The sequence below is a fragment of the Brenneria nigrifluens DSM 30175 = ATCC 13028 genome (genome assembly GCF_005484965.1).
Classification (GTDB): Bacteria; Pseudomonadota; Gammaproteobacteria; order Enterobacterales; family Enterobacteriaceae; genus Brenneria; species Brenneria nigrifluens.
Window position 1 is genome coordinate 3,223,491 of record NZ_CP034036.1, and the last position, 25,915, is coordinate 3,249,405.

Genomic DNA, 25,915 nt, shown 5'->3' on the forward strand with positions numbered 1-25,915 from the left:
TCGCCGGTTTGCCCGCGATGACGGATGTTCCGCGGTCAAAGCAGGGCCAGTAAAAACGCCAGCTCGCCAAGCTCCGCCGCCGCGCCCAGCGTGTCGCCGGTTTGCCCGCCCAGACGCCGGCGCAGGTAGAAGCCTAACAGCCAGACAAGAACCAGGGTGGCGCCGAACGCCGCCAGCGCCTGAATATGGCCCAACAGCCCCACCAGCAATGCGCCGCCCAGCAGCGTCGCCAGCGCTTGGCCGCCGCTCACCCGGCCGATATACAGATTCCCCAGCCCCTGCCCTTCCCGGGCGTAGCGCTGACGGTACATCAGCAGCACAATGGCGCTGCGTCCGGCCACCGAGGCCGCCGTCAGCAGCGCCAGCATCGAGGCGCCGCGCAGCGCCAGTTCGCTGACCACCAGTACTTTGGCCACCACGATAAAAATCAGCGCCAGCCCACCGTTGGTGCCGAGCCGACTGTCGCGCATAATTTCCAGCATTTTTTCGCGCGTGCGGGCGGAGAACACCCCGTCGCAGGTATCCGCCAGACCGTCGAGATGGAAGCCGCCGGTAATCAGCGCCAGCGCCAGCACATAGCCCAGCGCGGCCAGCGGCACCCCGATCCACGGCGCCAGCGCCATAAATACCGCGCCGGCGAGGCCGCCGACGATAAGGCCGATAACGGGAAAACCGACGATGCCCCGCACGTATTGCCGCATATCCAGCCCCTGGGTCCAGCGTTCAGGCACCGGAATCCGGGTCATAAATTGCAGCGTGGCAAGAAATAGACGCAGACTCATTTGATTTTTACCTCAATCCCCGACACCACCAGATAGACCTCTTCGGCGGCGGCGGCCAGGCGCTGATTAACCCGCCCGGCGATATCGCGGAAATGCCGCGCCAGCCGGTTTTCCGGCACAATGCCCATGCCCAGCTCGTTGGTGACCAGGTAGATCGGCGCGGCGCTGTGCGTACAGGCCGCAATCAACGCCTCTATCTGCTGCTGGATCGCCGCCTCAATCGCCGGGAAATCCATCCGTTCGGGCGGCGTGTCGCCCGCCAGCTCAAACAATAGGTTGGTTATCATGGTGGTGACGCACTCCAGGATCACCGCTTCGTCGGGAGCGGCCTGCTGCGCTATCACCCGGTCGAGATCGCGATAGCCTTCCCAGGTGCGCCAGTGGGCCGGACGACTGGCCCGGTGTAGCCGCACGCGCTCGGCCATTTCGTTATCGGTCACCAGCGAGGTGGCGATATACAGTACCTTGTCGCGCCGCCGCGCCGCCAGCTTTTCCGCCAGGGCGCTTTTGCCGCTGCGGGCGCCGCCGGTAATCAAGATCACATGCTGCTCCTGTTCAGGATATTCTGCTGATAGTGAGGCTGCTGGCAAAGAACCTGCGTTGCCATTAATTACCCCGTTACTTTATTCGTACCCCGTATAATGGGGTGTTAGCCAGCCAGACCCGGCATGATTACTACCCCCAGTCGTCCATGATCCGGGAGGTGATGTCACCGGGTCTGGTGGGGCGCTGGCGACCGCTAATAGGGGCCAGGTCAGGCATAGTTGTCGGGACCGTCTGTAACGTGGATGCCGGAACCTGCTCCCCGTGGTTACTGGTTAACCCGTATAAAAAAACAGGGAGACAAAATGACCGAATCCAGCGATTACGAATCAGTCCAAGTCTTTATTGGCGTTGATGTCGGTAAAGACACACATCACGCCGTTGCCGTCGCTCGTTCTGAAGGCGTCCTTGTCGGATACCTTCCCGGTCTGGCAATGCGCCGCATCGCCGATTTACACGCCGGTGAAGCCAAAACCGATGCTCGGGATGCGGCCATCATTGCCGACGCAGCACGTACCTTGCCTCATGCGCTTCGTTCACTGAAGCTCGCTGATGAGCAGATCGCCGAACTCTCCATGCTCTGCGGCTTTGACGATGACCTTGCAGCCCAGACAACTCAGGCCAGTAACCGTATCCGGGGCCTTCTGACCCAGATACATCCCGCACTGGAACGCATTCTCGGGCCACGACTCGATCATCCTGCGATACTCGACCTTATCCAGCGATATCCCTCACCAGAGAAACTTGCTTCGCTGAGTGAGAGGAAGCTGGCGACCCAGCTCTGCAAGTTGGCTCCCCGGCTGGGGAAACGCCTTGCCGCCGAGATAACTCAGGCGCTTACAGAGCAGACCGTCATCGTTCCCGGCACTAACGCCGCTATCGTTGTTCTGCCGCGCCTTGCCCGTCAGCTCATCACTCTGCGCCAGCAAAGAGACGAGGTTGCGCTTGAGGTGGAACAACGGGTCCTCGCACACCCTCTTTACCCGGTCCTGACCAGCATGCCTGGAGTCGGTGTCAGGACCGCAGCCAGACTCCTTAGAAGAGAAGTCGCTTGTCGCGCCTTCGCCTCTGCTGCTCATCTCGCGGCTTATGCCGGGCTTGCGCCGGTAACCCGGCGTTCAGGCTCATCCATACGCGGTGAACATCCATCCCGACGAGGTAATAAAACCCTCAAACGGGCTCTGTTCCTGTCAGCCTTCGCTGCGCTGAGAGATCCCATATCCCGGGCTTACTACACGCGCAAAATGAGCCAGGGGAAACGACACAATCAGGCACTTATCGCCCTGGCAAGACGACGCTGTGACGTCCTGTTCGCCATGATGCGTGACGGGACTTTTTATACCCCGCAGGCGTCATAACATGCTTGACAACTTAATAGGGGCACCTCCCGGCCTCCCTCTTCTCAGGGGGAGGAGCAAAGCTATAAACCCACCCTTGTCAGGGGGGAGGAGCTTACTTGCTCCCTCCCCTGCGACTGTCTCTTAGTCACATATTTACTGTTAACGGTATATGTGAGTTCAGCGCTATTTCGTGCGCTAGAAGGCCGTCATTTCTCTGCTATGTCGCAGCACGCGCCCGACGCAGGGTGGTTCAAGCGCCACCACCCTCCGGACCCGGGCTAGTGGCTGAAATCACGTCGCTGACGCGATGCCTTCGGCGGTCGCCCCCTGTCCCGAACCGCCAGTGACGGAATACTCGTCTCATCCCTGAGACTCGCCCTACCGGGCCAGCGCAAGCGCTGTTCAAAAACGCTCCCGGCGTTTTTGTCCGACGCGGCACTGGCTTGCGCCGCTTCCCTGCGGCGCATTCGCGGGGGCGTCCACCTCAGCGTGATTTCTTACGCCGACGAAAAGCAAAAAACAAAGAACCAAGAATGACCCCAAGACCAGAATACACATGGCCTCTAGAGGTTCCTTGGATTTGTGTATAAGAGACAGCCCCTGCGAAGGGGAGGGTTGGGGTGGGGTCACGCCCATACGCTTAAAAGCCGACAACGCCATCAACCATCGGCATTGTGTTTGCCATATCCCGCCATAAACCCGTATATCGCTTCAATATCAATATGTTCCCGCATAGCGGCCGCCAGAATATCGAACTGCTGCCGTTTGTGGCGGGCGTAATCGAAGGCTTCGCCCGCAAACGGCGCGACGCCTTTGCGTCTGCGCAGCGCGTTCAGCAGCGCGCGGGTAAATTCGCCGTTATCAAACAGGCCGTGAATATAGCTGCCGACAACGCTGCCGTCCTCGTTTACCGCCCCGTCGCTATAATCCACCAGCCGGCCGTTGCTCAGGGTCAGACGGGCAAACGGCCTTGCCCCGTCGCCAAGACGCGAAGCGCCCATATGAATTTCATAACCGCCGAGCGCTTTGCCGGCGCCGGCGGAAAAAATGCCCGGCAGCGCGTCGCCGCAGCGGCCGCTCACCCGCGCGGTCACCTTTTCCACCGCAAACTCGGTTGTCACGTCCAGCAGTCCCAGGCCAGCCATCTGCGCCACGTCCGACTCCACCCCGTCGATGATCCGCCGGCCCAGCATCTGATAGCCGCCGCATATGCCGACGATCGGCACCCCGGCCTGATGTTGCGAGAGCAGCGCCTGGGCGAAGCCGCTCCGTTGCAGCCACTGCAGGTCGCCCAAGGTATTTTTGCTGCCGGGCAGGATCAGCAGATCCGCCCCCGCCAGCGCCGACGGTTCGGCGACATAGCGCAGATTAACGTCCGGCTGGGCGACCAGCGGGTTAAAGTCGCTAAAGTTGGCGATATGCGGCAGCCGGACGACGGCGATATCCAACGCCTTTTCCACCGCGCCCGCGGCCTGTGTGCCAGCGTGGTATTTGCCGGTTTGCAGCGCCACGCCGTCCTCGTCCTCCAGCGTAATATCCAGCCACGGCATTACCCCGATAACCGGTACGCCGGTCAGTTCCTCAATCTGCGCCAGCCCCGACCGGAGCAAGGCGACGTCGCCGCGAAACTTATTGATGATCACCCCTTTCACCCGCGATTTTTCTTCCGGACGCAGCAGCGCCAGCGTGCCGTAGATGGCGGCGAACACCCCGCCGCGATCGATATCGGCCACCAGCAGCACCGGCGCATCGGCCATCGCCGCCATGCCCATATTGACGATATCCCGGTCGCGCAGATTGATCTCCGCCGGACTGCCCGCCCCTTCCAGCACCATCACGTCATACTCGCCGGCAAGGCTGTGGTACACCTGATAAATCTGCTGCCGCAACTGCGGCTTATACTGGTGATAGCTCACCGCATCCATATTACAGACCGCTTTTCCCATCAGCACCACCTGTGATTTGCGGTCGCTGGTGGGCTTGAGCAATACCGGGTTCATTCTCACGTCTGGCTCGATGCCGGCGGCTTCCGCCTGGAATATCTGCGCCCGCCCCATCTCCTCGCCGTAGGGCGTGATGCCCGAGTTCAGCGCCATATTCTGCGACTTGAACGGCGCGCAGCGGTAGCCGTCCTGGGCGAAAATCCGGCACAGTCCGGCCACCAGTACGCTTTTCCCGACGTCGGAGGCGGTGCCTTGCAACATAACGGACAGGGTCATGGCGTTCCCCCGCTGCGCAACCGGCGCAGCGGATAGCGAGAGTTTCCTTAGCTGTTGTTCCATTGGTTACTCCTCAGAACGCCAGGATTTATTCACCAGAATGGTGGAGAAATAGGGTAATTTCTGCTCGTCGCCCACCTGATCCAGACGGCGCCAGCATCGTTCGCCCGGCAGCGAGGCGTCGGACATCAGCAGGGCGTGATCCAAAAGATCAAGCCGCGCCAGCAGCTCGCGCAGCGCGGCGAAATGGCCGTAGACCTTCATCAGCACCACGCAGTCATGGGCGATAAGCGCCTGTTCCAACTGCGCCGGCGGTGCGGTGCAAGGCATCACCGCCAGCGACTGTTTTTCCATCGCCAGCGGCAATGCGGCGCGCGCGGCGATGGCGGCGAAGGAGGTCACCCCCGGCACAATCTCCAGCCACGGCTGCCGCCCAATCCGCGCCAGCAGGAACACCCAGGTGCTGAACAGCATCGCGTCCCCCAGGGTGATAAAACCCACCCGCTTGCCGTCGGCGACGTCGTCCGTTAGCCGTTGCGCCATCTCGTCCCACACCGCTTCTTTTTCGTCGTTTTCGGCGCGCATGGGAAAATGGCGGGTGCGGATTTCCGTCGCCGGCGCCAGATACTCGCGCACGATGGATAAGGCCAGACTGTCTCCGCCTTTGCGTCCCGCCGGCGCATACAGAATATCGAGGGTGGCGAGCAGACGGGCGGCACGCACGGTGATCAAATCGGCGGCGCCGGGACCGACGCCCAGGGCGTACAGCCTGCCGCGCGTCATGCCGCCTCCCGGTCGTTGCGGCGCAGCGCGGCGTCAAGATGCCGGGCGAACATCTCGCGGATCTGCGGGTTTTCCCCCAGCCCTTGCAACCAGCACTGGGCGGCGATCCCCGCCGCCTCCAGCCGTGATTTCCACGACGCCTCCTCATCCGACGCCATGTCGTTGATGGCGTGATCCCCCGCCACCAGCATCAGCGGCATCAGGTGAACCTTACGCACTTCCTGCTGTTGCAGGCGCAGAATGATATGGTCGATTTCCGGATAGCTTTCCACCGCCCCCACCAGCGCGGGAAACTGCTGCGACGCCATCAGGTGATCGAGGCAGGCATAGGCTGAAAACGCGTGATGGCTGGCGCCGTGCCCCATAAACACCACCCGCTCATCGGCGGCCAGCGGCGGCATCTGCCCGCGCAGCGCGGTCATTATCTGCCGGTAGTCATCAAAGCCGCTGAGCAGCGGCGCGCCCAGCGCCAACCGCTGGAAACGGGGCGCAAACGCCCGCGCCTCCGTAGCCACCTTTTCATACTCATCGCCGTTGATCACATGCAGCGACTGCAGCGCCACGTCCTGGTAGCCCGCCTGCGCCAGCCGGTTGAGCGCCTGCGCCGGGTTATCCACCCGCAGACCGTCGCGCTCCCGCAGCTTGCGGATAATCATTTCCGACGTGAAAGCGCGAAACAGCTCCCGTTCGGGGTAGGCGGCCGCCAGATGCCGCTCGCAGGCGTCAATGTTCTTCTGCCGGGTTTGCGGGTAGCTGGTGCCGAAACTGATAATCAGCAGTGCTTTTTTCATGCTATTTTCCTCGTTCTCTCTGCCAGTCGGCCAGCCGCCGGATAAACGCCTCCAGCGTGGCGACCTGTTCCTGCGCGTCCGCCGACGCCGCGGGGCGGCGCACCACGATGCAGGGAATATTCAATGCCAGACAGGGCGCCACCTTTTGCCGGTAGCCGCCCGGCGCGCCGGACTCTTTGGTGATCACCACGTCCGGCCGACAGTGTCGATACAGCGCCTGATTAAATTCGGCGCTGAACGGCCCGCACTGGGCGATAATCTGCTCCACCCCCAGCCCCAGCGCCTCGCACTGCGCCAGCACCGCCGCCGTCGGCAACACCCGCGCCAGCAGGTACTTTTCCGGCAGCCGTTGCCGCCAGGCCGCCAGTTCCTTGCTGCCGGTGGTCAGCAGTACGCGCGGCCCCAGCGAACGGGCGACGGCGCAGGCCGCGTCAAGGCTCTCCACCTTGTGCAGCAGCGGATGGTCGATGGCGTCAATGTCGCTGGGCCGCTGATAGCGGGTCAGCGGCAGGGATAAACGGCGACAGGCCGCCGCCACGTTGTGATGCAGCGCGTCGGCGTAGGGGTGCGAGGCGTCAATCACCCAGCGCACCCGCCGCGCGGCAAGGTAGTCCGTTATGGCGTCCGCATCCATGCGCCCGACCACCACCTCGCCCGCAATGTCGCCCGCCAGCTGTTCGCCCGTCGCCGTGGCGACGGAAAGCCGGTAGCGCTCGCCAGCGGCGTCCAGCGCGCGGCAAATCAGCCGGGCGTCGCTGGTGCCGCCGAAGATATGGATCGCCGGGTCGCTCACAGTTCATAGCCTCTGGGGGTGATCATCAGCCCGTCGCGGCAGTAGGTGGTTTTATTGCCGACAATCACCAGACTGGTCATATCCACCGGCGTGAAGTCCATCGCGCCGAAGGTGGTGATCCATTTCTCTTCTTTCTTGCGTCCGGCCGCCTTGACCACCCCGACCGGCGTCTGCACCGCCGTCCAGGGCGCCATCAGAGCAAACGCCCGCGCCAGATGCCCTTCGCGGCCGCGGCTGCGCGGGTTGTAGAAACAGATCACGAAGTCGGCCTGCGCCGCCGCGACGATGCGCTTTTCAATCACCGGCCACGGCGTCAGCAGATCGCTCAGGCTGATATGGCAGAAATCGTGCATCAGCGGCGCGCCCAGCAGCGACGCGGCGGCGATGCTGGCGGTGATGCCCGCCACCAGCCGCACCTCAAGATCCAAACGCTGCTGGCCGACCAGTTCCAGCACCAGCCCGGCCATGCCGTAAATACCGGCGTCGCCGCTGCTGATCAGCGCGACGTTGCGGCCGGACAGCGCCAGATCGATGGCCGTCTGACAGCGTTCGATCTCTTTGCACATGCCGGTTTTGATCACCTGCTTGTCGCCGGTCAGGCGTTTCACCAGATGGGTGTAGGTTTTGTATCCCACCACGATTTCCGCTTGCTGAATCGCCGCAATGGCTTCCTGCGTCATCATGGCTTCGCTGCCCGGCCCGATGCCGATTACGGTTAACATTGCGCTACTCCCCAAGCTATTCCCAAAGTAATGGTGACCCCCTGCTGACGCAGGGTAGGACCAATCAGGTTGCCGCCGCTCATCAGCCAGGCCACCGGTTGCGAAACGCTGCCGACGCCCAGCGTGCGACGCACAAATTCGGAGGCCGGAAAACGCCGTTCATGCGGACGCAGCGCATCGACGCCGAACAGCGTAAAAGGCACGCCGCGGCGCTGCGCCAGTTGCTGCAACGCCGTTTCGTCCCGCTTAATCTCGACGCTGCCGATGGCCCGCAGCGCCAGGGGATCAAGGCGGTTTTCCGCCAGCTGACTCGACAGCAGTTCCTCCAGCGTTTGCAGCGCGGTGTTCCGCCGGCAGCCGATGCCCGCCACCACCCGGCGCGGCACCAGCTTGAAAACCGGCAGCGGCGGTTCAGGCAGCCGGTCGCGCAGGGTGACGCATACCAGCGCGTCCAACGGCGGCGGCGCATCAAGACGCGCCACCGGGATAAACCCGCGCACATCGCAGCGCGAGCGCTCGCCGAGCAGCGGCTCGTCCCACCACAGCCCGACGCGCCGGCCGCTGACCAGCATCTGGTTCACCGTTTTTACCGCCGCACGGAAATCCGCCAGCTCCGCCTCCAGCTCCGCGGCCAGCGTATCCAGCGCCGCCAGTTGGTTGACATCGGTGGCGGTGGTGATCACCGCCTCGGCCCCCAGCAGATCCGCCAGACGGCGGGTCAGCGCGTTGGCGCCGCCGATGTGGCCGGAGAGCAGGCTGATAACGTGCTGTCCCCGTTCGTCGATCACCACCACCGCCGGGTCGGTCAGCTTGTCGTTTAACAGCGGCGCAATCGCCCGCACCGCGATGCCGGTCGCGCCGATCACCACCAGCGCGGCGTAGTGGTGAAAGGCGGCGCGCAGGGTGTCGGCGAAGCTGCCGTCAAAGGCGATAAATCCCGGTTCCAGCAGTTTTTCGCTGGTAAAGCAGGTCAGCGGCATATGCGCCCGGATGCGCCGGGCGAGACGTACGCCGCCGGGCGTCAGACAGAACAGCGCTATCGACTCAGGCCGGGCGGTATTCATGGCTAAACTCCGCGTCATAGAGCCGGGAATAGTGGTACTCATCGCCGAGAAAGGCGCCCACCAGAATCAGCGCGGTTTTTTGAATGGCGGCGGCGCGCGCCTGCTCGGCGATATCCGCCAGCGTGCCGCGCACCGTGCGGCTTTCCGGCCAGGTGGCCTTGTACACCACCGCCGCCGGCGTGGTTGCCGGGTAGCCGCCGGCGATCAGCCGTGCCGCCACCCCGTCGATATTCTGCACCGACAGGAAAATCGCCATCGAGGTTTGGTGCGCGGCAAACGCCTCCAACTGCTCCAGCGGCGGCATCGGCGTGCGCCCCTCAATGCGGGTGATAATCAGGCTCTGCGCCACTTGCGGCACGGTGTACTCCACCCCGAGCTGGGCGGCCGCCCCCAGAAACGCGCTGACGCCCGGCACCGAAACGAAGCCGATATCCTGTTGCGCCAGCGCCTCCCCTTGCTCGCGAATCGAACCATACAGCGAGAGATCGCCGGTTTGCAGCCGCACCACCAGCTTGCCGGCGCGCACGCCGTCCACCATCAGCGCGACGATGTCGCCCAGCGCCAGCACGGCGCTGTCGTGGCATTCCGCCTGCGGCGAGCAGTAGTCGAGCAATTCGGTATTAATCAGCGACCCGGCGTAGATCACCACGTCCGCCTGCTGCAACAGGCGATAGCCTTGCAGCGTAATCAATTCGCGGTCGCCGGGCCCGGCGCCCACGAACCATACCTTGCGGGTATCAAAGTTTTTAGCGTTGCTCACGTCAGGCGTGATGCTTTCCTGTTCAGGCATGGTTTGCCTCCTTGCGGCAAGAAATAAGATAGGTGGGGTTGGCCGGTTTAAAATAATGGCCGTCGCCCAGCGGCGTCAGCGCGGAAACCTGTAACTGCGCGCATTCCAGGGCGTTCACCGGCAGTTGCCCCAAATGCGCCAGCGCCTGGTTGAGGTTATCCAGCAGGATAAAGGTCAGCACCAGACGGCCGCCGGGATGCAGATGCGCCAGCGCCCAGTCAATCAGCGCGGTAAGCCTGCCGCCGCTGCCGCCGATAAACACCGCATCGGCCATGACCTCCAGCGGCAGCGGCGCGACGCCGGAGATAATCCCCACGTTGCGGCAGCCGAAGCGTCGGCAATTTTCCTCAATCAGCGCCAGCGCCGCCGCATTGCGCTCAATCGCCGCGACCCGAAGCCGGGGAAAACGCCGCGCCGCCTCCAGCGCCACGCTGCCGGTTCCGGCGCCGACGTCAATCAGCAACGCCGCCTCCTCCAGTTCCAGCCGTTCCAGCGCCAGTAAGCGCACCGGCTCTTTGGTCATCGGGACGCGCTGGCCGCGTAAAAATTCTTCATCTTTCATTGAGGATCACCACCACATTCATGTCATAGCGTTGCGCCACCGCCTGCGGTTGCAGGCGGTGGATGCGCTCATCCGGCAGGGAGAGGTTCTCGCCGATAATCAGCGTGCGGGTAAGCCGGCGTTGCAGGATGGCGTCGGCAATGGCGCGCGGCCCGATGCGTCCGTCTGTCACCATCGCCACCTTGTCGTGCTGTAAAATCCAGTCGAAATCCGGCTCGCGGCCGTGGCTGCTGGTAAGATAGAGATCGTTCATATCCAGCGCCGCGCGAGAACAGAGGTATTGCACCGCGCTGATGCCGGGCACCAGGCGCAGATCGGCCGCGCTGAAATGGGCGCACAGCAGCTTGCCGATGCCATACAGCAGCGGGTCGCCGGAGGCCAGCACCACCACCCGGCGGTGTTTTTGCCCGCCGAGCCACGCCGCCAGCGCGGGCAGATCGGCGTCCAGCCGCCGGGTAACGCCGCCAAAAGCGGGAAACAGCGCCAGATGCCGGGCGCCGCCCACCAATACCTCGGCGCGCGCAATCTCCCGCTGCGCCTCCGGCGTCAGATGCGCCAGCGCGCCGGGTCCGATGCCCACCACCGCGATCATCGCAGCGCCTCCAGAATCTCAGGCAGCGGGCGGTTGGTTCCCAGCACGCAATTATCGAAAGCGAACAGCACGGCATCGACGCGCGGCGGCGCGGCGGAAAAACGCAGCATCTCGTCCACCCGCTGGCAAATCCGCTGCGCCAGACGCGGGTACACCGCCTGAAAGCCGCGCTCGGCGATCAGCTCCATCGCCGCCTCGGTAGTGTCGCACTGGTTCACCGCCAGCAATAAATCATGCGGCGCGCTCATCAGGGCCAGATGGGCGATCAGGGTTTCCATCCGCCCGTCGGCGATATGGCTGTGGGTGTGAAAAATGCCGGCCGCCACTTTCACCAGCTTGCCGGGATGACCGATCAACGTCACCTGGCGGAAGCCAAGCCGCACCGCTTCCTGCAACATATAGCCGACAAAGTTGCTCATGGTCACCACCCGCTGCGCGTCGAGTCCCAGATGCTCGCGCACAAAGCGCTCGCCGTGGTTGCCGGGCACCAGAATGACCCTGTCCTCGCCGGCAGCGCGCTTCATTTCCAGCTCCAGCGCCAGCGAACGCTTCCAGCTCTCTTCCGACATCGGCGTGACGATACCGGTGGTGCCGATAATGGAAATACCGCCGAGAATTCCCAGCCGCGCGTTATAGGTTTTTTTGGCCCGCTCCTCGCCTTCCGGGGCGAAAATTTCTATTTCCGCGCCGCGCGCCGGGCCGATCGCCTCACGGACGCCGGCTTCGATGGTTTGCAGCGGGGTGCGGTTGATCGCCGCGCCGCCCACCGGCAGGCCGATGCCTTTGCGGGTCACGGTGCCGACGCCTTCACCGCCGCGGATATGGATATCGCCGTGCTCGCGCAGGGTCACCCGGGCAAAGATCAGCATGCCGTGGGTGGCGTCCACGTCGTCGCCGCCGTCCTTGCGGATCGCCGCCGTGGCGCATTGGCCTTCAATCAGCGGCTGCTCCACGTTGAGATACAGCGTGACGCCGGAGGGGGTGACGATGGAGATCTGATCGATCACCTGCTGGCGCAGCGCCATCAGCGCCGCCACTTTCGCCGCGGCGGTGGCGCAGGAACCGGTGGTGTAGCCTTTACGGTACTGCCTGCCCTTGTGCCATACCGTATCCAGCTGCGCGCCGATGTTTTGCAAATCAAAGTCTTGCGGATCGTTTTTCACAGCGTCTCCCGGATACGGTACAAAATGGCGTTGACGATCGCCGCCGCCACGTTGCTTCCCCCTTTGCGCCCCACCGCGGCGATGCACGGCAGCCCGCTGCGCATCAGCGCCTCTTTCGACTCCGCCGCGCCGACGAACCCCACCGGCACGCCAATCACCGCCAGCGGCGCCGCCCGCCGCTCCAATAAACGGAACAGCGCGGTCGGCGCGTTGCCGAAGACGAACAGCTTGTCGCCCGGTTCATCCAGCGCGATATCCACCGCCGCCATCGAGCGGGTGATGCTCTCCGCCTGCGCCCGCGCCACCACGCGGGGATCGCTGATAAAGCAGCGGCATTCGCAGCCCAGCCGCGCCAGCAGGGTTTTATTGATCCCCGATAGCGCCATGGTGGTATCGGTATAGAGCACGCAGCCGGCGCGCAGGCCGTCGGCGATGCGCGTCAGCGCCTGCGGCGCAAAGCGCAGTACGTCCAGCCAGTCGAAATCCGCGGTGGTGTGGATCACCCGTTTGATCACCGCTTCCTGCGCCGCATCCGCGAAACGGTAGTCCGGACGCTCGCGGGCGATAATGTCGCTGATGATCGCCATGCTTTGCTGCTCAATCTGTTGCGGATGCCGCAGGTAAGTCATAAGCCTGTTCCTTGTTCTATGCCGTCCATACGGCCGCCAGCAGAAGATGGACGCCGCTAAACAGCAGCAGCGCCAGCAATGAGGCGACCTGCATCAGCCGGATGCTGCGCGGGATATCATCCAGCGCGATCTCCCGACGCGCATCACCTATCCAGGGTTTCTCCACCCGCGCGCCGAAATAGTTATTGGGACCGCCCAGTCGTACGCCCAGCGCCCCGGCCACGGTGGCTTCCGGCCAGGCGCAGTTGGGGCTGGCGTGCTGACGGCGATCGCGCCAGCCGATACGCCACGCCTGGCGATAGTCGGCGCGCAGCAGCCAGGCGGCGGCGCTCAGCAGCAGCCAGCTCAGCCGCGCCGGCAGTAGGTTGGCCAGGTCGTCCATCCGGGCGGACACATAGCCGATGGCGCGGTATTGGGCGTTTTTGTAGCCCACCATGGAATCGAGGGTATTCACCGCCTTGTAGGCCATCGCCAGCGGCGCGCCGCCGAGCAGCAGGTAAAACAGCGGCGCGATCACCCCATCGACGCTGTTCTCCGCCACGGTTTCCACCGCGGCGCGGGTTATCTGCGGTTTTTCAAGCCGCGCGGTGTCCCGCCCGACGATCCACGACAGCTGGCGGCGGCTTTCTTCCAGCGTGCCGTGACGCAATGCCCGGTGCACCGCCAGCGCGGCGTCGCTCAGGCAGCGCCCCGCCAGCAGGGTGTAAATCATCCATACCTGCGCCAGCCAGCCGAGCCACGGATGGAGCGCCGTCAGCAGCGCCAACACGCCCCAGCTCAGCGCGCCGGTCGCCCCGACCACCGCCAGCCACAGCACTCCGCCGCCGATCCTCAGCGCCCGTTCGCCGCGACAGCGGGCGCGAATGCCGCGTTGCAGCCGGGAAATCAGCCGGCCGATCCAGCGCACCGGATGCGGCCAATGGGGCGGGTCCCCCAGCCAGCAGTCGAGCAAATAGGCGCAAAACCAGGCGCTCAGCGTCATAGCAGGCTCCTGGCGCAGCGCAGCCAGCGGTTCAGCAATCCCGGCCGCTGGGCGAAATGCAAATGCAGATAGCTGGCGCAGGTCTGGTCGAGCTGGTAACCGCCCTGCCACCGTTGGACCACCGCGCCGTCGCGCCATTTGGCGCAGTCGAAGGCCGGAGGCAGCGCGGTGGAAAAATCGGAGTAATGAAATTCGTGGCCGCGCAGCACCTCGCCGCGGGCGGCCAATAAGGTGTCGCGGCCTGCCTGCGCCTCACAGTAACCGAAGCGGGTAAGCCGTTTTCCCATGCGGCTTACGCCGGGCAAAATGCCCGCCATGGCGTGCCGTCGGCCGTCGGCGTCGATCAGTTCGTCGCCCAGATACATCAGTCCGCCGCACTCGGCATACAGCGGGATCCGCCGGCGGTGGGCATCCCGCAGGGCGGCATGCATCGAGGTATTGGCGGCAAGCCGCGCGGCGTGGATCTCCGGGTAACCGCCGCCGATATAGATCATCTGGCAATCCGGGAGTTGGCGGTCGTGCAGCGGGCTGAAACGGCGCAGGCGCACCCCGGCCTGCTCCAGCAGGTCGAGATTATCCTGGTAGTAGAAATTGAAGGCTTCGTCGTCCGCCAGCGCCAGCGTCAGACCGTCCGCCAAAGCCGCATCCGGCAATGCCGGCGGCTCTCCCGCCGGTAAGGTGGTGATAGCGCACAGCGCCAGCAGGCGGTCGAGCTCAATGGTCTGCTCCACCTGCCGGGCCAGACGTTGCCAGCGCAGGTCGTTATGGGTTTGTTCCCGGGCGGGAATAAGGCCGAGGTGGCGGGAAGGCAGCGCCGCGTCCTCCATCGCCGGCAGGCGGCCCAGCACCGGAATGGCGCAGTAGCGCTCGATAGCGTGGCGCAGCAGCTCATAGTGCCCCGGCGAGTTAACGCGGTTAACAATCACGCCGGCGATATTCAACGCCGGATCGAAACGGCAAAAGCCCATCACGGAGGCCGCCACCGAGGTGGATACCGCCTTGCCGTCCACCAGCAAAATCACCGGACAGCCCAGCTGTTTCGCCATCGCCGCGCTGCTGCAATAGTCGGGATCGGTGCCGTAGCCGTCGTACAGCCCCATCACCCCTTCGATTACCGCCACGTCCGCATGGCGCAGGTGCTGTTTATACAGGCCGTTGAGCGTTGCCGCCGGGAGCATAAAGGCGTCAAGATTGCGCGACGTCACCCCGCACACGGCGCTGTGCCAGCCGCTGTCCAGATAGTCCGGCCCGATTTTAAACGGCTGTACGGCTAATCCGCGTTGCATCAGCGCCCGCAGGATCCCCAGCGCCACGGTGGTTTTACCGCAGCCGCTGCCGGTGCCGGCAATAACAAACGCTTTTTTATCCGGCCCTTGGCTACCTGGCCCTTGCTTATCTGAACATGGCATACGAATCCCGACGTGCTGGCCGGAAAATACGCTGTCAACGGGACACGCGAACGCAGCGCCGCCGCGCGTATCGGATGACAACTCATTTCCCGCCGAAAGAGTTGAATCGCCGTTAACGCCGGTCGCTGCGGGCGTTATCGTCAGGTCGGTCTTCTGGCTCTGCGTCATCCTCCCCCGTTCCTTCCCGATCGGTCGATCAGTGGTATTAACGAGTTTGTCGGCATTACAGCAGCGGGGGCTGCGGAGGATTCGCACCTCCTTCCCGGTCGTAATGGGTTATCATTGAACTAACTGACGACGCGGCGGGTCCAATACCACAACTCCTATGCGTCAACGTTTCTGATGCTCCATTGCGACATTCACCTGACGGCGATAATTGTATTTTTGCTGTTTTTCTTACTATTTATTACTTTATTCACTCAGAACGGGCGCAGAGGTACTTGTTGACCCGGCTGTTGGCTAAATTACGTGGATCATTACCGCCAGATCATACTGAGTTTTCAATTCAATCTCTTGATATGGTGCAAAAACAAAGAGGAAAATTGTAATGCAAAATATACGTGGTTTTGCTGCTCTCGACGCGAGCAGCCCGTTGGTGCCCCATCAGTTCGTGCGCCGCGATGCGCGGGACAACGATGTGACGATCGATATCGTCTACTGCGGCGTATGCCATTCCGACATTCATATAGCGCGCAACGAGTGGAAAAACAGCCGCTATCCGGTGGTTCCCGGTCATGAAATCGTCGGCAGGGTGGTCAGCGTCGGCAAGCTGGTGGAGCAGTTTAAAGAGGGCGACTGGGTGGGCGTCGGCTGTATGGTGGACTCCTGTCAAAGCTGCGACGCCTGTGAAGATGGGCTGGAACAGTACTGCGTTGAAGGGCCGACCGGCACCTACGGCGGCGTTGATCGCCACGACGGCCTGCCGACCTTCGGCGGCTACTCGGAACGGATTGTGGTATCGGACAAGTTCGTGCTCCGCATGTCCGACAAGCTGGATATGAAATCCGCCGCGCCGCTGCTGTGCGCCGGCATTACCACCTACTCGCCGCTGAAGCACTGGAACGTCGGGCCGGGGGACAAGGTGGCGGTCGTCGGTCTCGGCGGTCTGGGTCATATGGGGCTGAAGTTCGCCAAAGCGATGGGCGCGGACGTCACGCTGTTCACCCGCTCGCCGGGCAAAGAACAGGAAGCGCGCCGTCTGGGGGCCGACCAGGTGGTGATCTCTACCGATGCGGCGCAGTTGAAAGAGGTCGCCAACCGCTTCGATATTATTCTGGATACGGTGCCGATGCAGCACGACCTTAACCCCTACCTGAGCACGCTGAAACGCGACGGGACGCTGATCCTGATGGGTCTGCTTGAACCCATTGAGCCGACGGTGCACAGCGGCGCGCTGGTGATGGCACGTAAGTCGATCGCCGGTTCGCTGGTCGGCGGGATTGCGGAAACGCAGGAAATGCTGGATTTCTGCGCCGAGCACGGCATTACCTGCGACGTTGAAATGATCGATATACAGTCCATCAACACCGCCTATGAGCGTATGTTGAAAAGCGACGTGCACTACCGCTTTGTTATCGATATCGCGTCGTTGAAAGCCAGCTTTTAACCTCTCGTCCGTCGCCCCGGCGCCGCGGGCAACCTAGCCGCCATTCCGCCGTTTATGGTACGCTGGCATCCATAGTTATTGCAGGGATATCAGGGCGTAATGAGCGAACATGGCGGCAATGTGCTGGAGATGGCATTAAAAATCGGCCTGGATGCCGGTGAGATTATTGACTTCAGCGCCAATATCAATCCGTTGGGAATGCCCGACGCGCTGAAGGCCGCGATTGTCAGCCAGCTTGAGCGCGCCGAGCGTTATCCCGATGTGGCGTATCGGGCGCTTCACGCGGCGCTGGCCCGCGTTCACGGCTGCGCCGCCGACAATATTATCGCCGGAAACGGCGCCACCGAACTGATTTATGCCGTGGTGCAATACCTGCGCCCACGGCGGGCGTTACTGTTGACGCCGGGATTTGCGGAATATCGGCGCGCCTTGCAGCGCGTCGGCTGTGAGATTGACGACTATGTCATGGAAGAAGTCGACGGTTTTCAACCCGACGTCCGGCTGCTGAGCGCGCTGGACAATGCCCGCTACGACTGCCTGTTTATCGCCACGCCAAATAACCCCACCGGACTGATGCCGGACGCCGGGCTGCTACAGGCCGTTGCCGAACGCTGCCGGCTGCGCCATACCGCCTTGATTATCGATGAAGCCTTTATCGACTTTCTGCCGCGGGAAGCGGGCTTTATCCCGCAATTATCCGCTTTCCCCCAACTGTATATCCTGCGTTCGCTGACCAAATTTTTCGCCATTCCCGGCCTGCGCCTCGGCTATCTGGCGAGCGGCGACCGGGCGGCCGTTGCTGCCATGAAACGGTCGCGGGAACCCTGGACCATCAACGCCTTCGCCGCGCTGGCGGGAGAGATAGTGCTGGACGACGCTCCCTATATCGCCGCCACCCGCCGCTGGCTGGCGCGGCAGCAGGCGTGGCTTTACCGGGAGCTGGCCGCCATGCCCGAGCTGCAGGTCTGGCGGCCGGCGGCCAACTATATTTTTCTGCGCTGTCGGCGCCCGAAGACCGATTTGCAACGGGCGTTGCTGGAACAGCGTATTCTTATCCGTTCCTGCGCCAACTATCCGGGGCTGACCGCCGACCATTACCGGGCGGCCGTCAAAAGCGCCGCCGACAACCGGCGGCTGGTCGCCGCGCTGCGCCGGATATTCGCTGATGGCTGAAGCGCGCTGCCCGGCGTCCTGCGGCGAGCTGCTCCAGGGGTGGATCCTCGGCGGCGAAAAGCTGATCTCCTGCCCGGTAGACTGGTTCAGCGAAGTCGCGGTAACGGACGGCGCCCCCGGATTAACCGAGCGCCCGCGCATGCGCCGCATGCTGCAAGCGGTGCTCGCGCACTTCGGCCAGCCCGCGGACGGCGGGCGCGGCCTGCATATTGATTTTTCCTCCACCATCCCCGTCGCCAAAGGCATGGCCAGCAGCACGGCGGATCTGGCCGCCACCGCGCTGGCAACCGCCCGCCATATCGGACAAACGCTGGATGAAGCAGCCCTTGCCGCACTCTGCGTTCGGCTGGAACCGACCGACAGCACGTTGTTTCGCCAGTTGACGCTGTTCGATCATCAAACCGCCGCCACGGCGATTTCCTGCGACTGGCAGCCGCGGATGGATATTTTGCTGCTGGAAAGCCCGCTGACCCTTAACACCCTTGACTTTCACCGCCGCGATCGCCGGCAGGCGTTGCTGGACAATGCCGACGCGCTGGAGCGCGCCTGGCGGCGGTTCCGCCGCGCGGTTGAACGGCGGGAGCCCCACGGGCTGGGAGAAGCCTGCGTCATCAGCGCCGGCGCCAGTCAGCGGACGCTGCCCAAGCCCGCCTTTGGCGATCTGTTGGATCTGGTCGAAACCAGCGGCATTTACGGCTTGAACGTGGCGCACAGCGGCAGCGTGGTGGGATTGTTGCTCGACGGTCGTTATCACGATGTGGACAAACTGCGCTGGCAATTGCGCCAGCGGGGCATTACCCGCCATTACCCCGTTCAGCATCTGTTGTCGATGGTCGCCGGCGGTGTGCGGTGATGGGGAGAATAGGCGGAGACAACGAAAAAACGCCGAATAACGATATCGTCATCCGGCGTTTGTCCGTTATGTAACAACAAAAATTAACGCGGGCCTGCCTGGCCGCGATGTACGTCCTGGAAGCCGCCGTGCGGACCGCCGCCGCCATGACCACCACCACCATGACCGCCACCGCCGCCCGGAGGCGGAAACAGGCAACCGCTTAGTGCGGTAATCAAAGCAACAACCCCGATGATTTTAAAAATACGACTCATATTTACCTCTGTTTTATTGGGACTTCACCAGGCGAATCATAGGAGGCCGCCAATAAGCAGGCAATGCGGAATCTTCCTGAAAAGAAGCAAATAAACAGTTGGTTACATTCGCCTACTTATTCCTGTCACGATACGGACGGCTTACTGATAAAACGGGAAAACCGCGCCGGCGGGCAGCGGCTATGAGTGCTTTTGCAGGCGGTTGATATGGATGGTCGGGAACATGATTTTATCGGTGGGCGGCGCCGCGCGCCCATCAAATGCGGGTCCCTGCCTACTACCGCAGGAACGGCGGTAAAGAGACAGGGACGCGGGAAGCGGGAACGAATATCGGGGGGTTATTCCAGCCACTCGGTGTGGAATACGCCTTCTTTATCGGTACGCTTATAGGTATGCGCGCCAAAGTAGTCGCGCTGGGCCTGAATCAGGTTGGCGGGCAATACCGCGGAGCGGTAGCTGTCGTAATAGGCGATGGCCGCCGAGAAGGTCGGGGTGGGAATACCCGCCTGAACGGCATAAGACACCACGTCACGCAGCGCCTGCTGGTATTCGTCCGCCACTTGCTTGAAATACGGCGCCAGCAGCAGGTTGGCGATATCCGCTTTCTGCTGGTAGGCATCGGTGATTTTCTGCAGGAACTGGGCGCGAATAATACAGCCGGCGCGGAAAATCTTGGCGATCTCGCCGTAGTTGAGATGCCAGCCGTTTTCTTCCGATGCGGCTTTCAACTGCGAGAAACCCTGCGCGTAAGAGACGATTTTACCCAGATACAGCGCGCGACGAACCTTTTCCACGAATTCGGCCTTGTCGCCGTCGAACGGTTTGGCCGCCGGCCCGGTCAGCACTTTGGATGCCGCCACGCGCTGATCTTTCAGGAAAGAGAGGTAGCGGGCAAACACCGATTCGGTGATCAAAGAGAGCGGTTCGCCCAGATCCAGCGAGCTTTGGCTGGTCCATTTACCGGTGCCTTTATTCGCCGCCTCATCCAGAATAACGTCAACCAGATAGTTACCGTCTTCATCTTTTTTGGTGAAGATATCGGCGGTAATTTCGATCAGATAGCTGCTCAGTTCTCCGTTATTCCACTCGGAGAAGGTGGCCGCCAGTTCTTCGTTGCCCAGATTCAGCGCCTGCTTCAACAGCGCATAGGCTTCGGCAATCAGCTGCATATCGCCATATTCGATACCGTTGTGCACCATTTTCACATAGTGACCCGCGCCGTCGGCGCCGATATAGGCTACACAGGCTTCGCCTTCAGCGCGTGCGGCGATTTTTTCCAGAATCGGCGCCACCAGCTCATAGGCTTCCTTCTGACCGCCCGGCATGATGGAAGGCCCTTTCAGCGCGCCCTCTTCACCGCCGGAAACCCCGGTGCCGATAAAATTAAACCCTTCGGCGGACAGCTCGCGATTGCGACGAATGGTGTCTTTATAGAAGGTGTTGCCGCCGTCGATCAGGATATCGCCTTTCTCCAGATAGGGCTTCAGCGACGCGATGGTTTTATCGGTCGCCTCTCCGGCTTTAACCATCAGCAGAATACGGCGCGGTTTTTCCAGGGATGCAACGAACTCTTCAACGGTGTAATAAGGCACCAGTTTTTTACCCGGATTTTCCGTAACGACTTCGTCAGTTTTATCTGCCGAGCGGTTAAAAATAGAAACGGTATAGCCACGGCTTTCGATATTCAGCGCCAGATTACGCCCCATCACCGCCATACCGACAACGCCAATTTGCTGTTTGGACATTAAAGCAACTCCCGTCTGAAAGGTAACCTGCCTGCCGCGATCATCATCCCCGCAGGCAATTAAAAGCAGGCCAACATGGTAACTCAGCTTGCGGCGGGTGAATAGTGATTGGTTTGATAGCCGCTCATGGTTACCATACTATTTTCGATACCTTTTTATACCCAGAAAGGAGGCATCCATGGATATAAGATTTTATCTGCTTAAAGTCAGTCTTCGCGGAGTGAACCCCCGCCATCTGGCGACGCTTCGTGGTTCCCTCTTCCATTACGCTCGATCGGCTGCATGACGTGCTGCAAATCGTGATGGGATGGGAAGACAACCACCTTCATCAGTTTTCCTTCGGCAAAAAACGTTTTACCGAACAGCCGGAACAAGGGGAAGAAGAAGGTTTCTATCGCCTTAACGAGTTACTGAAACGCAAAAGCAACACCCTGACTTACCTTTATGATTTTGGCGACGGTTGGGAACACGAAATCATTTTGGAAGATAGCGACTACAAACCGGACGAGTTTGATGGTTGGCTATTTTGCCTGGATGGAGAGCGCGTTTGCCCGCCAGAAGATTGCGGCGGCATACCCGGCTATGAAAACCTGCTCGGTATTCTTCAGAACCCCGCCCATAAAGACTATGAAGAAACATTGGAATGGTTGGGCATTCCGGCTGAACTGCTCGAGATTGCGCCGGATATTTTTGAGCAATTTGACCCCGGCGAGGTGAACGACAATTTACTTCTCTACACGCGCTGGACGAGAGACCGTTACCAGACGTGGTTCGGCTAGGGGCTTCCGGCGTTTATGACCTCTCCCGTCGTCCCTGCGGTCGTAGGCAGGGACCTTCCCGATGGCGGCTCGGCGTCGAAAATCCGCGCCCTGCTGCAGTTCCAAACAAACCCGAGTCTCTGGCTGAAATCACGCCGCTGACGCGATGTCATCGGCGCAATTTCTTACGCCGGATGCAAGCGGATTAAATACTTAAATTATATTTAATATCATAATGTTAAATATATTTTGGAGGAAACCGTCTGCGCCTATAAACATCACGCAACAACGCCTTCGGTCACTTCAATATTAGCTATATGGATACCCGCTGTAGCCATCATGGAGATCAGCTTATCAATGCTGAAAAGGTGAATTTTACCATGCACCAGTTCGGAAACCCTGGGTTGGGTTATGCCAAGTGTACGAGCAGCTTCTGCCTGAGAGAGTTCTTTTCGAACGATAAAGTCCGTCAGCACACGCATCAGTTGCGCGCGGATCTTCATATTTTCAGCCTGCTCAACAGTATCGCCTATAGCATCCCATACGCTGTCAAAAGTCTGAATCTGGATGGTCATTTCGTTCTCTCCTGTATCAGCGCCTTATACCGCTTTCTTGCAAGTTGCACATCTTTGGTACTGGTAGTTTCAGTTTTCTTCTGAAAACAATGAAGCACATACACAGCTTCTTCAAATTTAGCGACATACATCACTCTGTAAATGCCGAACTGGTCTTTTACGCGAATCTCTTTTACGCCAGACCCGACTGTTGTAAAAGGTTTCCAGTCATCAGGATCATATCCCTGTTGCACTTTAGCTAGCTGATACCCTATCTCCTGTCGGGGCTCATCAGGGAACGCTCGGAGAGCGTCAAGGCTGCTGTCAATAAAGCTTATTTTTTTGTGCATCCCGCACTCGCCTTATACAAAATTTCGTATAAAAGTATCGTACACCTATTACCTCAAGAACTCAATCCTACTCAACTATGTGAGGCAAAGGCGGGGATCTGCATCTGATGGCAAAAAGGTCCATACAAAATTATCTTTTTTGATAATTTTATGTAGACCTAAGGTGGGCTATTTACCAAGGCACACAAGATTGTTGTTAATAACGTCGGTGACCCGTTTCAACTCGGCATTGGGAATATCATCCGTTAACTGCATAGCAATGCGGTAAAAATTCGCCGCAACAGTTTCGACTTCTTCAATTATCGCCCTCATCTTAACTGGCGCAATATCAGCGGCGGCGGCCACTTTCATCAGCAATTTGCGAGTAATGTTCGTACCATAACCGGCGACAGACGTTTGATGTTGCCCACCTGGCCCTTCCGCAAACGTAAGATCGAAAGCTGGCGATACCACCCAGCTCTTTTCCTCATTAAGAAGAAATGCAAAGTTTTTTACATGATCATCCCGGTTATGCATAAGCACATTAAATACCATCCGCCTTGCCTGCACTTCCCGCTCCGCGACAGAACGAGTCATATAGGCCGTTGCCCGCAAAATGTCCGTATAATCCATACAAGGCTGGCGAAAATCGGCGTGTAAAGCCCCCGCCATACTCAAAACAGGGATTCGCATACGATTGAAGCGATCAAAACGCTGTATACCAAAGGCAGCCAGACCAGAACCAAGATTAAAGTAATGCACTTCTGGAATAACGATTCCAGCTCGATGGGCAATTTCTGCATACACATACTCAAGTGCGCAAACAGAGGGCTTTTCCCCGGCGGCGGGAAATTTCATCAGCCAGGAATAGCTTCCCTCAAAGGGCATTGTCGCCATCCGACCAGAACCGGGAGCGTATTCGACCAGTGCTTTTGGCCTCGCCCCCTGAGGAGATCCTCCCAATTGAATCAGTTCACGCAGCGCATCAGAGTCTTTTCCATCGACTTCCCTGTGAATCTGTTGCGCTAACTGTATCAGTGTCCGAATATTTTCCTCTGTTTGTCCATCATCAGGTAAAGGGTGTTTAGGCTCATAGGTCAGCGCCCCCATGGTATTGATACCCAGTAATGCCAGACGATCGAACACAGAAATATGACCAGGTTCGATATCATGACGCCGTAAAAACTTGTCCATAAGCAATAAGCCCCAGCCGTCCGGCAATGAATCGGCGATAAAACCTGGAATGTAATCCTGAAAATGTTCGAACGACGAGTAAGTTACCGGGCTTAAAGGTAATTTATAAGGAGAAAACTCAATCTTATGCTCCAGTGCCTCGGGCGTATATTCGAAAAGATACCGTCCACGCGCCGTACTTTCAGCCAATTGCCCCAGAACCCACTCCTCTCCCCAACCACGGTAAACCACCTGTAAGTGACTCAACGGCTGAAACAAGCTTCCCTGATTATTCATCATTCACTCCTTTTACGCTCACTGGATCGAACAATGCCCGCCGCTATAGGTTTTTTATAAGGAGATTTAGCGCGTTGCCGCACTGGCACTTTGAGTGCGTCATGTTGTGCAATATTGATTGGCTGCATCTTGAAAAGACTCGTAAGCTCACTTTCCAGACGCAAGGCAAATGCGACCTTCATAAAATTAAGCAATGTGCCTTGTCCGGTGTTCTCCAGTCTTTTCAGCGCGGATTCAGAAATACCACTTCGAGAGGCCAGATCGCGTTGGCGGATATTTTGTCGTAAACGATGCTCACGTAAACGTTGCCCCAGTTCAGTCAACAACTCGGACTCAGTAAAAAAAATAAGAGACATAAATATACCTCCAACATCACATTTAATGCCATAAGAGGTTTTTTTAGCTCCCTTATGCAAGAGAACACATATTAACCAAAATGCATAAAAGCCTCAAATAAATCTTTTATGCATGATAAATGGCAATAAAAGGTTTAAACGCGGCGTTTAAAAGAAAGTGACTGTGGATTTGACATCCGTGGACCGAGTGTGTGCAGGAGAGATTCTCACCTGCACAGAAGGAATGCGGAAATAACAGAAAGGTCTACGCGGCAAACGCTACGCGAAGAGAGCGGAAATTAAAAAATCAGGCCTGCTTTGCTAACAGCTCCTTAATGCTTTCCTTGAATGCCGCCCCGAAATCCGGGTTGCGCAAACCATAGGTGATAAACGCCTGCGCGTAGCCCAGCTTACGGCCGCAGTTAAAGTTTTTGCCCGCCATCTGCACCGCATCAACCTGCTGGGTGTGGATCAACTCGGCAATAACATCGGTAAGCTGAATGCGGCCCCAGGCGCCGGGCACGGCTTTTGCCAGCAGCGGCCAGGCATCCGCGGTCAACACATAGCGGCCGACCGCCGAAAGATCCGAACCCGCGACAGAAGGCGCTTCCGGTTTCTCGACCATCGAGGTAATGGCTGAAGCATCGCCCGCATTGACCAGCGGCTTGTCACATTCAACCACGGAATACTCCGGCAAGACTTCATAAGGACGGTGTTTTACCAATACCTGGCTACGCCCCGTCTGTTCAAAACGCGAAATCAGCAACGCCAGATTATCTTTGGTCTGATCGGCGGTGTTCTCATCCAGCACCACGTCCGGCAACACCACCACAAACGGGGAGTCGCCAATAATCGGTTTCGCACAGGCAATCGCGTGGCCCAAGCCCAGGGTTTCACCCTGCCGCACGTTCATGATGGTGACGCCTTTCGGGCAGATGGACTGAACCTCTGCCAGCAGTTGCCGCTTGGCGCGCTCTTCCAACAGGGATTCGAGCTCGAAGGAGGTATCAAAGTGGTTTTCAATCGCATTTTTAGACGCATGGGTAACCAGCACAATATCCTTGATACCCGCATTGGCGCACTCGTTAACGATTTTTTCAATTACCGGACGATCGACCAACGGCAACATTTCTTTCGGGATCGCTTTGGTCACCGGCAACAAATTCATCCCTAAACCAGCAACAGGGATAACGGCTTTCAATGATGTCATGAATGGATTCTCTTCATCAGGTTGTTTTCACTTGGTAACACAGTAACCTCTGTGTCACGCATGACATTAAGATTACACCTAATCTTGAGCAAAGCGATCGCGGCGACAGGTTTTTTCCGCTACATCGGACAATTCTGGTGCCGGTGTTTAACCGCGTTCCAAAGTTAAGAAGCCGTCTTTATCAAACAGTTCGGTGGGGGGATAAGGTGTTGGGTAGAGCCGCCGTGCCGGAATATTTTCCGCTGAATTATGATTATCTAACCGTACTTTTTTCTACTTAGCCCAAGGATTGAGCACTTTCACGCCGCCGGCTTCATAAGGGGATGTATCACGGGATGCCACAATAAATTTTCGAGAAGCCGCAATGGCTGCGATATATCCGTCAGGCGTGGGGAATCCTCTTCCGCCGTTCTTCGCTGTAACAACTAAATCGGTATAGTAGCGCGCAGCATCAGTATCGAACG

The 25,915-nt window shown here is 59.7% G+C and carries 27 protein-coding genes and 1 riboswitch; of the genes, 5 read left to right on the forward strand and 22 right to left on the reverse strand.

Annotation, left to right across the window (positions count from 1 at the left end):
• Positions 1-35: 35 nt before the first annotated feature.
• Both cobS and cobU read right to left on the reverse strand, forming a co-directional pair.
• Complete coding sequence (gene cobS, locus EH206_RS15015) at positions 36-782, reverse strand: adenosylcobinamide-GDP ribazoletransferase (RefSeq protein ID WP_009113676.1); 747 nt, start codon at positions 780-782, stop codon at positions 36-38.
• Positions 779-1,324 carry a bifunctional adenosylcobinamide kinase/adenosylcobinamide-phosphate guanylyltransferase gene (gene cobU, locus EH206_RS15020; protein ID WP_009113677.1) on the reverse strand — a complete coding sequence of 182 codons (546 nt, stop codon included), beginning with the start codon at positions 1,322-1,324 and terminating at the stop codon, positions 779-781. The genes cobS and cobU overlap by 4 nt, the downstream gene beginning before the upstream one ends.
• A gap of 306 nt (positions 1,325-1,630) precedes the next feature.
• Here cobU and EH206_RS15025 point away from each other — a divergent pair, with 306 nt between their 5' ends.
• A complete protein-coding gene (locus tag EH206_RS15025; RefSeq protein ID WP_009113678.1) occupies positions 1,631-2,683 on the forward strand; it encodes an IS110 family RNA-guided transposase in 1,053 nt (350 codons plus the stop codon).
• 641 nt (positions 2,684-3,324) lie between these two features.
• Here EH206_RS15025 and EH206_RS15035 read toward each other — a convergent pair.
• The 13 genes from EH206_RS15035 to EH206_RS15095 form a co-directional block, all read right to left on the reverse strand.
• On the reverse strand, positions 3,325-4,884 hold the full coding sequence (locus EH206_RS15035) for a cobyric acid synthase (protein WP_040343988.1): 1,560 nt from the start codon (positions 4,882-4,884) through the stop codon (positions 3,325-3,327).
• A gap of 66 nt (positions 4,885-4,950) precedes the next feature.
• On the reverse strand, positions 4,951-5,667 hold the full coding sequence (locus EH206_RS15040; RefSeq protein WP_009113681.1) for a cobalt-factor II C(20)-methyltransferase: 717 nt from the start codon (positions 5,665-5,667) through the stop codon (positions 4,951-4,953).
• Positions 5,664-6,458 carry a sirohydrochlorin cobaltochelatase gene (gene cbiK, locus EH206_RS15045; RefSeq protein ID WP_009113682.1) on the reverse strand — a complete coding sequence of 265 codons (795 nt, stop codon included), beginning with the start codon at positions 6,456-6,458 and terminating at the stop codon, positions 5,664-5,666. The genes EH206_RS15040 and cbiK overlap by 4 nt, the downstream gene beginning before the upstream one ends.
• 1 nt (position 6,459) lies before the next feature.
• Positions 6,460-7,251 (reverse strand): cobalt-precorrin-6A reductase, encoded by a 792-nt coding sequence (locus tag EH206_RS15050; protein ID WP_009113683.1) that lies wholly within the window; start codon positions 7,249-7,251, stop codon positions 6,460-6,462.
• Complete coding sequence (locus EH206_RS15055; protein WP_009113684.1) at positions 7,248-7,973, reverse strand: precorrin-3B C(17)-methyltransferase; 726 nt, start codon at positions 7,971-7,973, stop codon at positions 7,248-7,250. Before EH206_RS15055 ends, EH206_RS15050 begins: the two co-directional genes overlap by 4 nt.
• Entirely contained in the window at positions 7,967-9,037 is a 1,071-nt protein-coding gene (gene cbiG / locus EH206_RS15060; protein WP_009113685.1) for a cobalt-precorrin 5A hydrolase, read from the reverse strand. The genes EH206_RS15055 and cbiG overlap by 7 nt, the downstream gene beginning before the upstream one ends.
• Positions 9,018-9,827, reverse strand: coding sequence for a cobalt-precorrin-4 methyltransferase (locus EH206_RS15065; RefSeq protein WP_009113686.1), 810 nt, complete (start codon positions 9,825-9,827; stop codon positions 9,018-9,020). Before EH206_RS15065 ends, cbiG begins: the two co-directional genes overlap by 20 nt.
• Positions 9,820-10,389, reverse strand: a complete 570-nt coding sequence (locus tag EH206_RS15070; protein ID WP_009113687.1) for a decarboxylating cobalt-precorrin-6B (C(15))-methyltransferase — start codon at positions 10,387-10,389, stop codon at positions 9,820-9,822. Before EH206_RS15070 ends, EH206_RS15065 begins: the two co-directional genes overlap by 8 nt.
• Positions 10,379-10,981 (reverse strand): cobalt-precorrin-7 (C(5))-methyltransferase, encoded by a 603-nt coding sequence (locus tag EH206_RS15075; protein ID WP_009113688.1) that lies wholly within the window; start codon positions 10,979-10,981, stop codon positions 10,379-10,381. The genes EH206_RS15070 and EH206_RS15075 overlap by 11 nt, the downstream gene beginning before the upstream one ends.
• On the reverse strand, positions 10,978-12,144 hold the full coding sequence (cbiD, locus tag EH206_RS15080) for a cobalt-precorrin-5B (C(1))-methyltransferase CbiD (RefSeq protein WP_009113689.1): 1,167 nt from the start codon (positions 12,142-12,144) through the stop codon (positions 10,978-10,980). Before cbiD ends, EH206_RS15075 begins: the two co-directional genes overlap by 4 nt.
• A complete protein-coding gene (locus EH206_RS15085; RefSeq protein WP_009113690.1) occupies positions 12,141-12,773 on the reverse strand; it encodes a cobalt-precorrin-8 methylmutase in 633 nt (210 codons plus the stop codon). Before EH206_RS15085 ends, cbiD begins: the two co-directional genes overlap by 4 nt.
• 16 nt (positions 12,774-12,789) lie before the next feature.
• Positions 12,790-13,755 (reverse strand): adenosylcobinamide-phosphate synthase CbiB, encoded by a 966-nt coding sequence (gene cbiB / locus EH206_RS15090; protein ID WP_009113691.1) that lies wholly within the window; start codon positions 13,753-13,755, stop codon positions 12,790-12,792.
• On the reverse strand, positions 13,752-15,164 hold the full coding sequence (locus EH206_RS15095) for a cobyrinic acid a,c-diamide synthase CobB (RefSeq protein WP_009113692.1): 1,413 nt from the start codon (positions 15,162-15,164) through the stop codon (positions 13,752-13,754). Before EH206_RS15095 ends, cbiB begins: the two co-directional genes overlap by 4 nt.
• A 129-nt stretch (positions 15,165-15,293) precedes the next feature.
• Positions 15,294-15,471: riboswitch (cobalamin riboswitch) on the reverse strand.
• Positions 15,472-15,711: 240 nt separating this feature from the next.
• Between EH206_RS15095 and EH206_RS15100 the strand changes: the two genes are divergently transcribed.
• From EH206_RS15100 to EH206_RS15110, 3 genes are all read left to right on the forward strand, one after another.
• On the forward strand, positions 15,712-16,770 hold the full coding sequence (locus tag EH206_RS15100) for an NAD(P)-dependent alcohol dehydrogenase (protein ID WP_009113693.1): 1,059 nt from the start codon (positions 15,712-15,714) through the stop codon (positions 16,768-16,770).
• A 99-nt stretch (positions 16,771-16,869) separates the two neighbouring features.
• A complete protein-coding gene (gene cobD, locus EH206_RS15105; protein WP_009113694.1) occupies positions 16,870-17,943 on the forward strand; it encodes a threonine-phosphate decarboxylase CobD in 1,074 nt (357 codons plus the stop codon).
• Complete coding sequence (locus EH206_RS15110; RefSeq protein ID WP_009113695.1) at positions 17,936-18,796, forward strand: GHMP family kinase ATP-binding protein; 861 nt, start codon at positions 17,936-17,938, stop codon at positions 18,794-18,796. Before cobD ends, EH206_RS15110 begins: the two co-directional genes overlap by 8 nt.
• Positions 18,797-18,879: 83 nt before the next feature.
• Here EH206_RS15110 and EH206_RS23090 read toward each other — a convergent pair whose 3' ends face one another.
• Together EH206_RS23090 and gndA are read right to left on the reverse strand one after the other, a co-directional pair.
• Positions 18,880-19,050, reverse strand: coding sequence for a hypothetical protein (locus tag EH206_RS23090; RefSeq protein WP_009113696.1), 171 nt, complete (start codon positions 19,048-19,050; stop codon positions 18,880-18,882).
• A 338-nt stretch (positions 19,051-19,388) separates the two neighbouring features.
• Positions 19,389-20,795 carry an NADP-dependent phosphogluconate dehydrogenase gene (gene gndA / locus EH206_RS15115; RefSeq protein WP_009113697.1) on the reverse strand — a complete coding sequence of 469 codons (1,407 nt, stop codon included), beginning with the start codon at positions 20,793-20,795 and terminating at the stop codon, positions 19,389-19,391.
• 248 nt (positions 20,796-21,043) lie between these two features.
• Between gndA and EH206_RS15120 the strand changes: the two genes are divergently transcribed.
• Positions 21,044-21,574: a plasmid pRiA4b ORF-3 family protein gene (locus EH206_RS15120; protein ID WP_232216511.1), complete on the forward strand. Its 531-nt coding sequence runs from the start codon at positions 21,044-21,046 to the stop codon at positions 21,572-21,574.
• Between the two features lie 257 nt (positions 21,575-21,831).
• Here EH206_RS15120 and EH206_RS15125 read toward each other — a convergent pair whose 3' ends face one another.
• The 5 genes from EH206_RS15125 to EH206_RS15145 form a co-directional block, all read right to left on the reverse strand.
• Complete coding sequence (locus EH206_RS15125; RefSeq protein ID WP_136163856.1) at positions 21,832-22,122, reverse strand: helix-turn-helix domain-containing protein; 291 nt, start codon at positions 22,120-22,122, stop codon at positions 21,832-21,834.
• A gap of 2 nt (positions 22,123-22,124) precedes the next feature.
• Positions 22,125-22,457 (reverse strand): type II toxin-antitoxin system RelE/ParE family toxin, encoded by a 333-nt coding sequence (locus EH206_RS15130; protein ID WP_009113699.1) that lies wholly within the window; start codon positions 22,455-22,457, stop codon positions 22,125-22,127.
• 168 nt (positions 22,458-22,625) lie between these two features.
• Complete coding sequence (locus EH206_RS15135; protein WP_232216512.1) at positions 22,626-23,909, reverse strand: type II toxin-antitoxin system HipA family toxin; 1,284 nt, start codon at positions 23,907-23,909, stop codon at positions 22,626-22,628.
• Positions 23,906-24,262: a helix-turn-helix domain-containing protein gene (locus EH206_RS15140; RefSeq protein WP_009113701.1), complete on the reverse strand. Its 357-nt coding sequence runs from the start codon at positions 24,260-24,262 to the stop codon at positions 23,906-23,908. The genes EH206_RS15135 and EH206_RS15140 overlap by 4 nt, the downstream gene beginning before the upstream one ends.
• A 286-nt stretch (positions 24,263-24,548) precedes the next feature.
• Complete coding sequence (locus tag EH206_RS15145; protein ID WP_009113702.1) at positions 24,549-25,451, reverse strand: sugar phosphate nucleotidyltransferase; 903 nt, start codon at positions 25,449-25,451, stop codon at positions 24,549-24,551.
• Positions 25,452-25,915 lie beyond the last annotated feature (464 nt).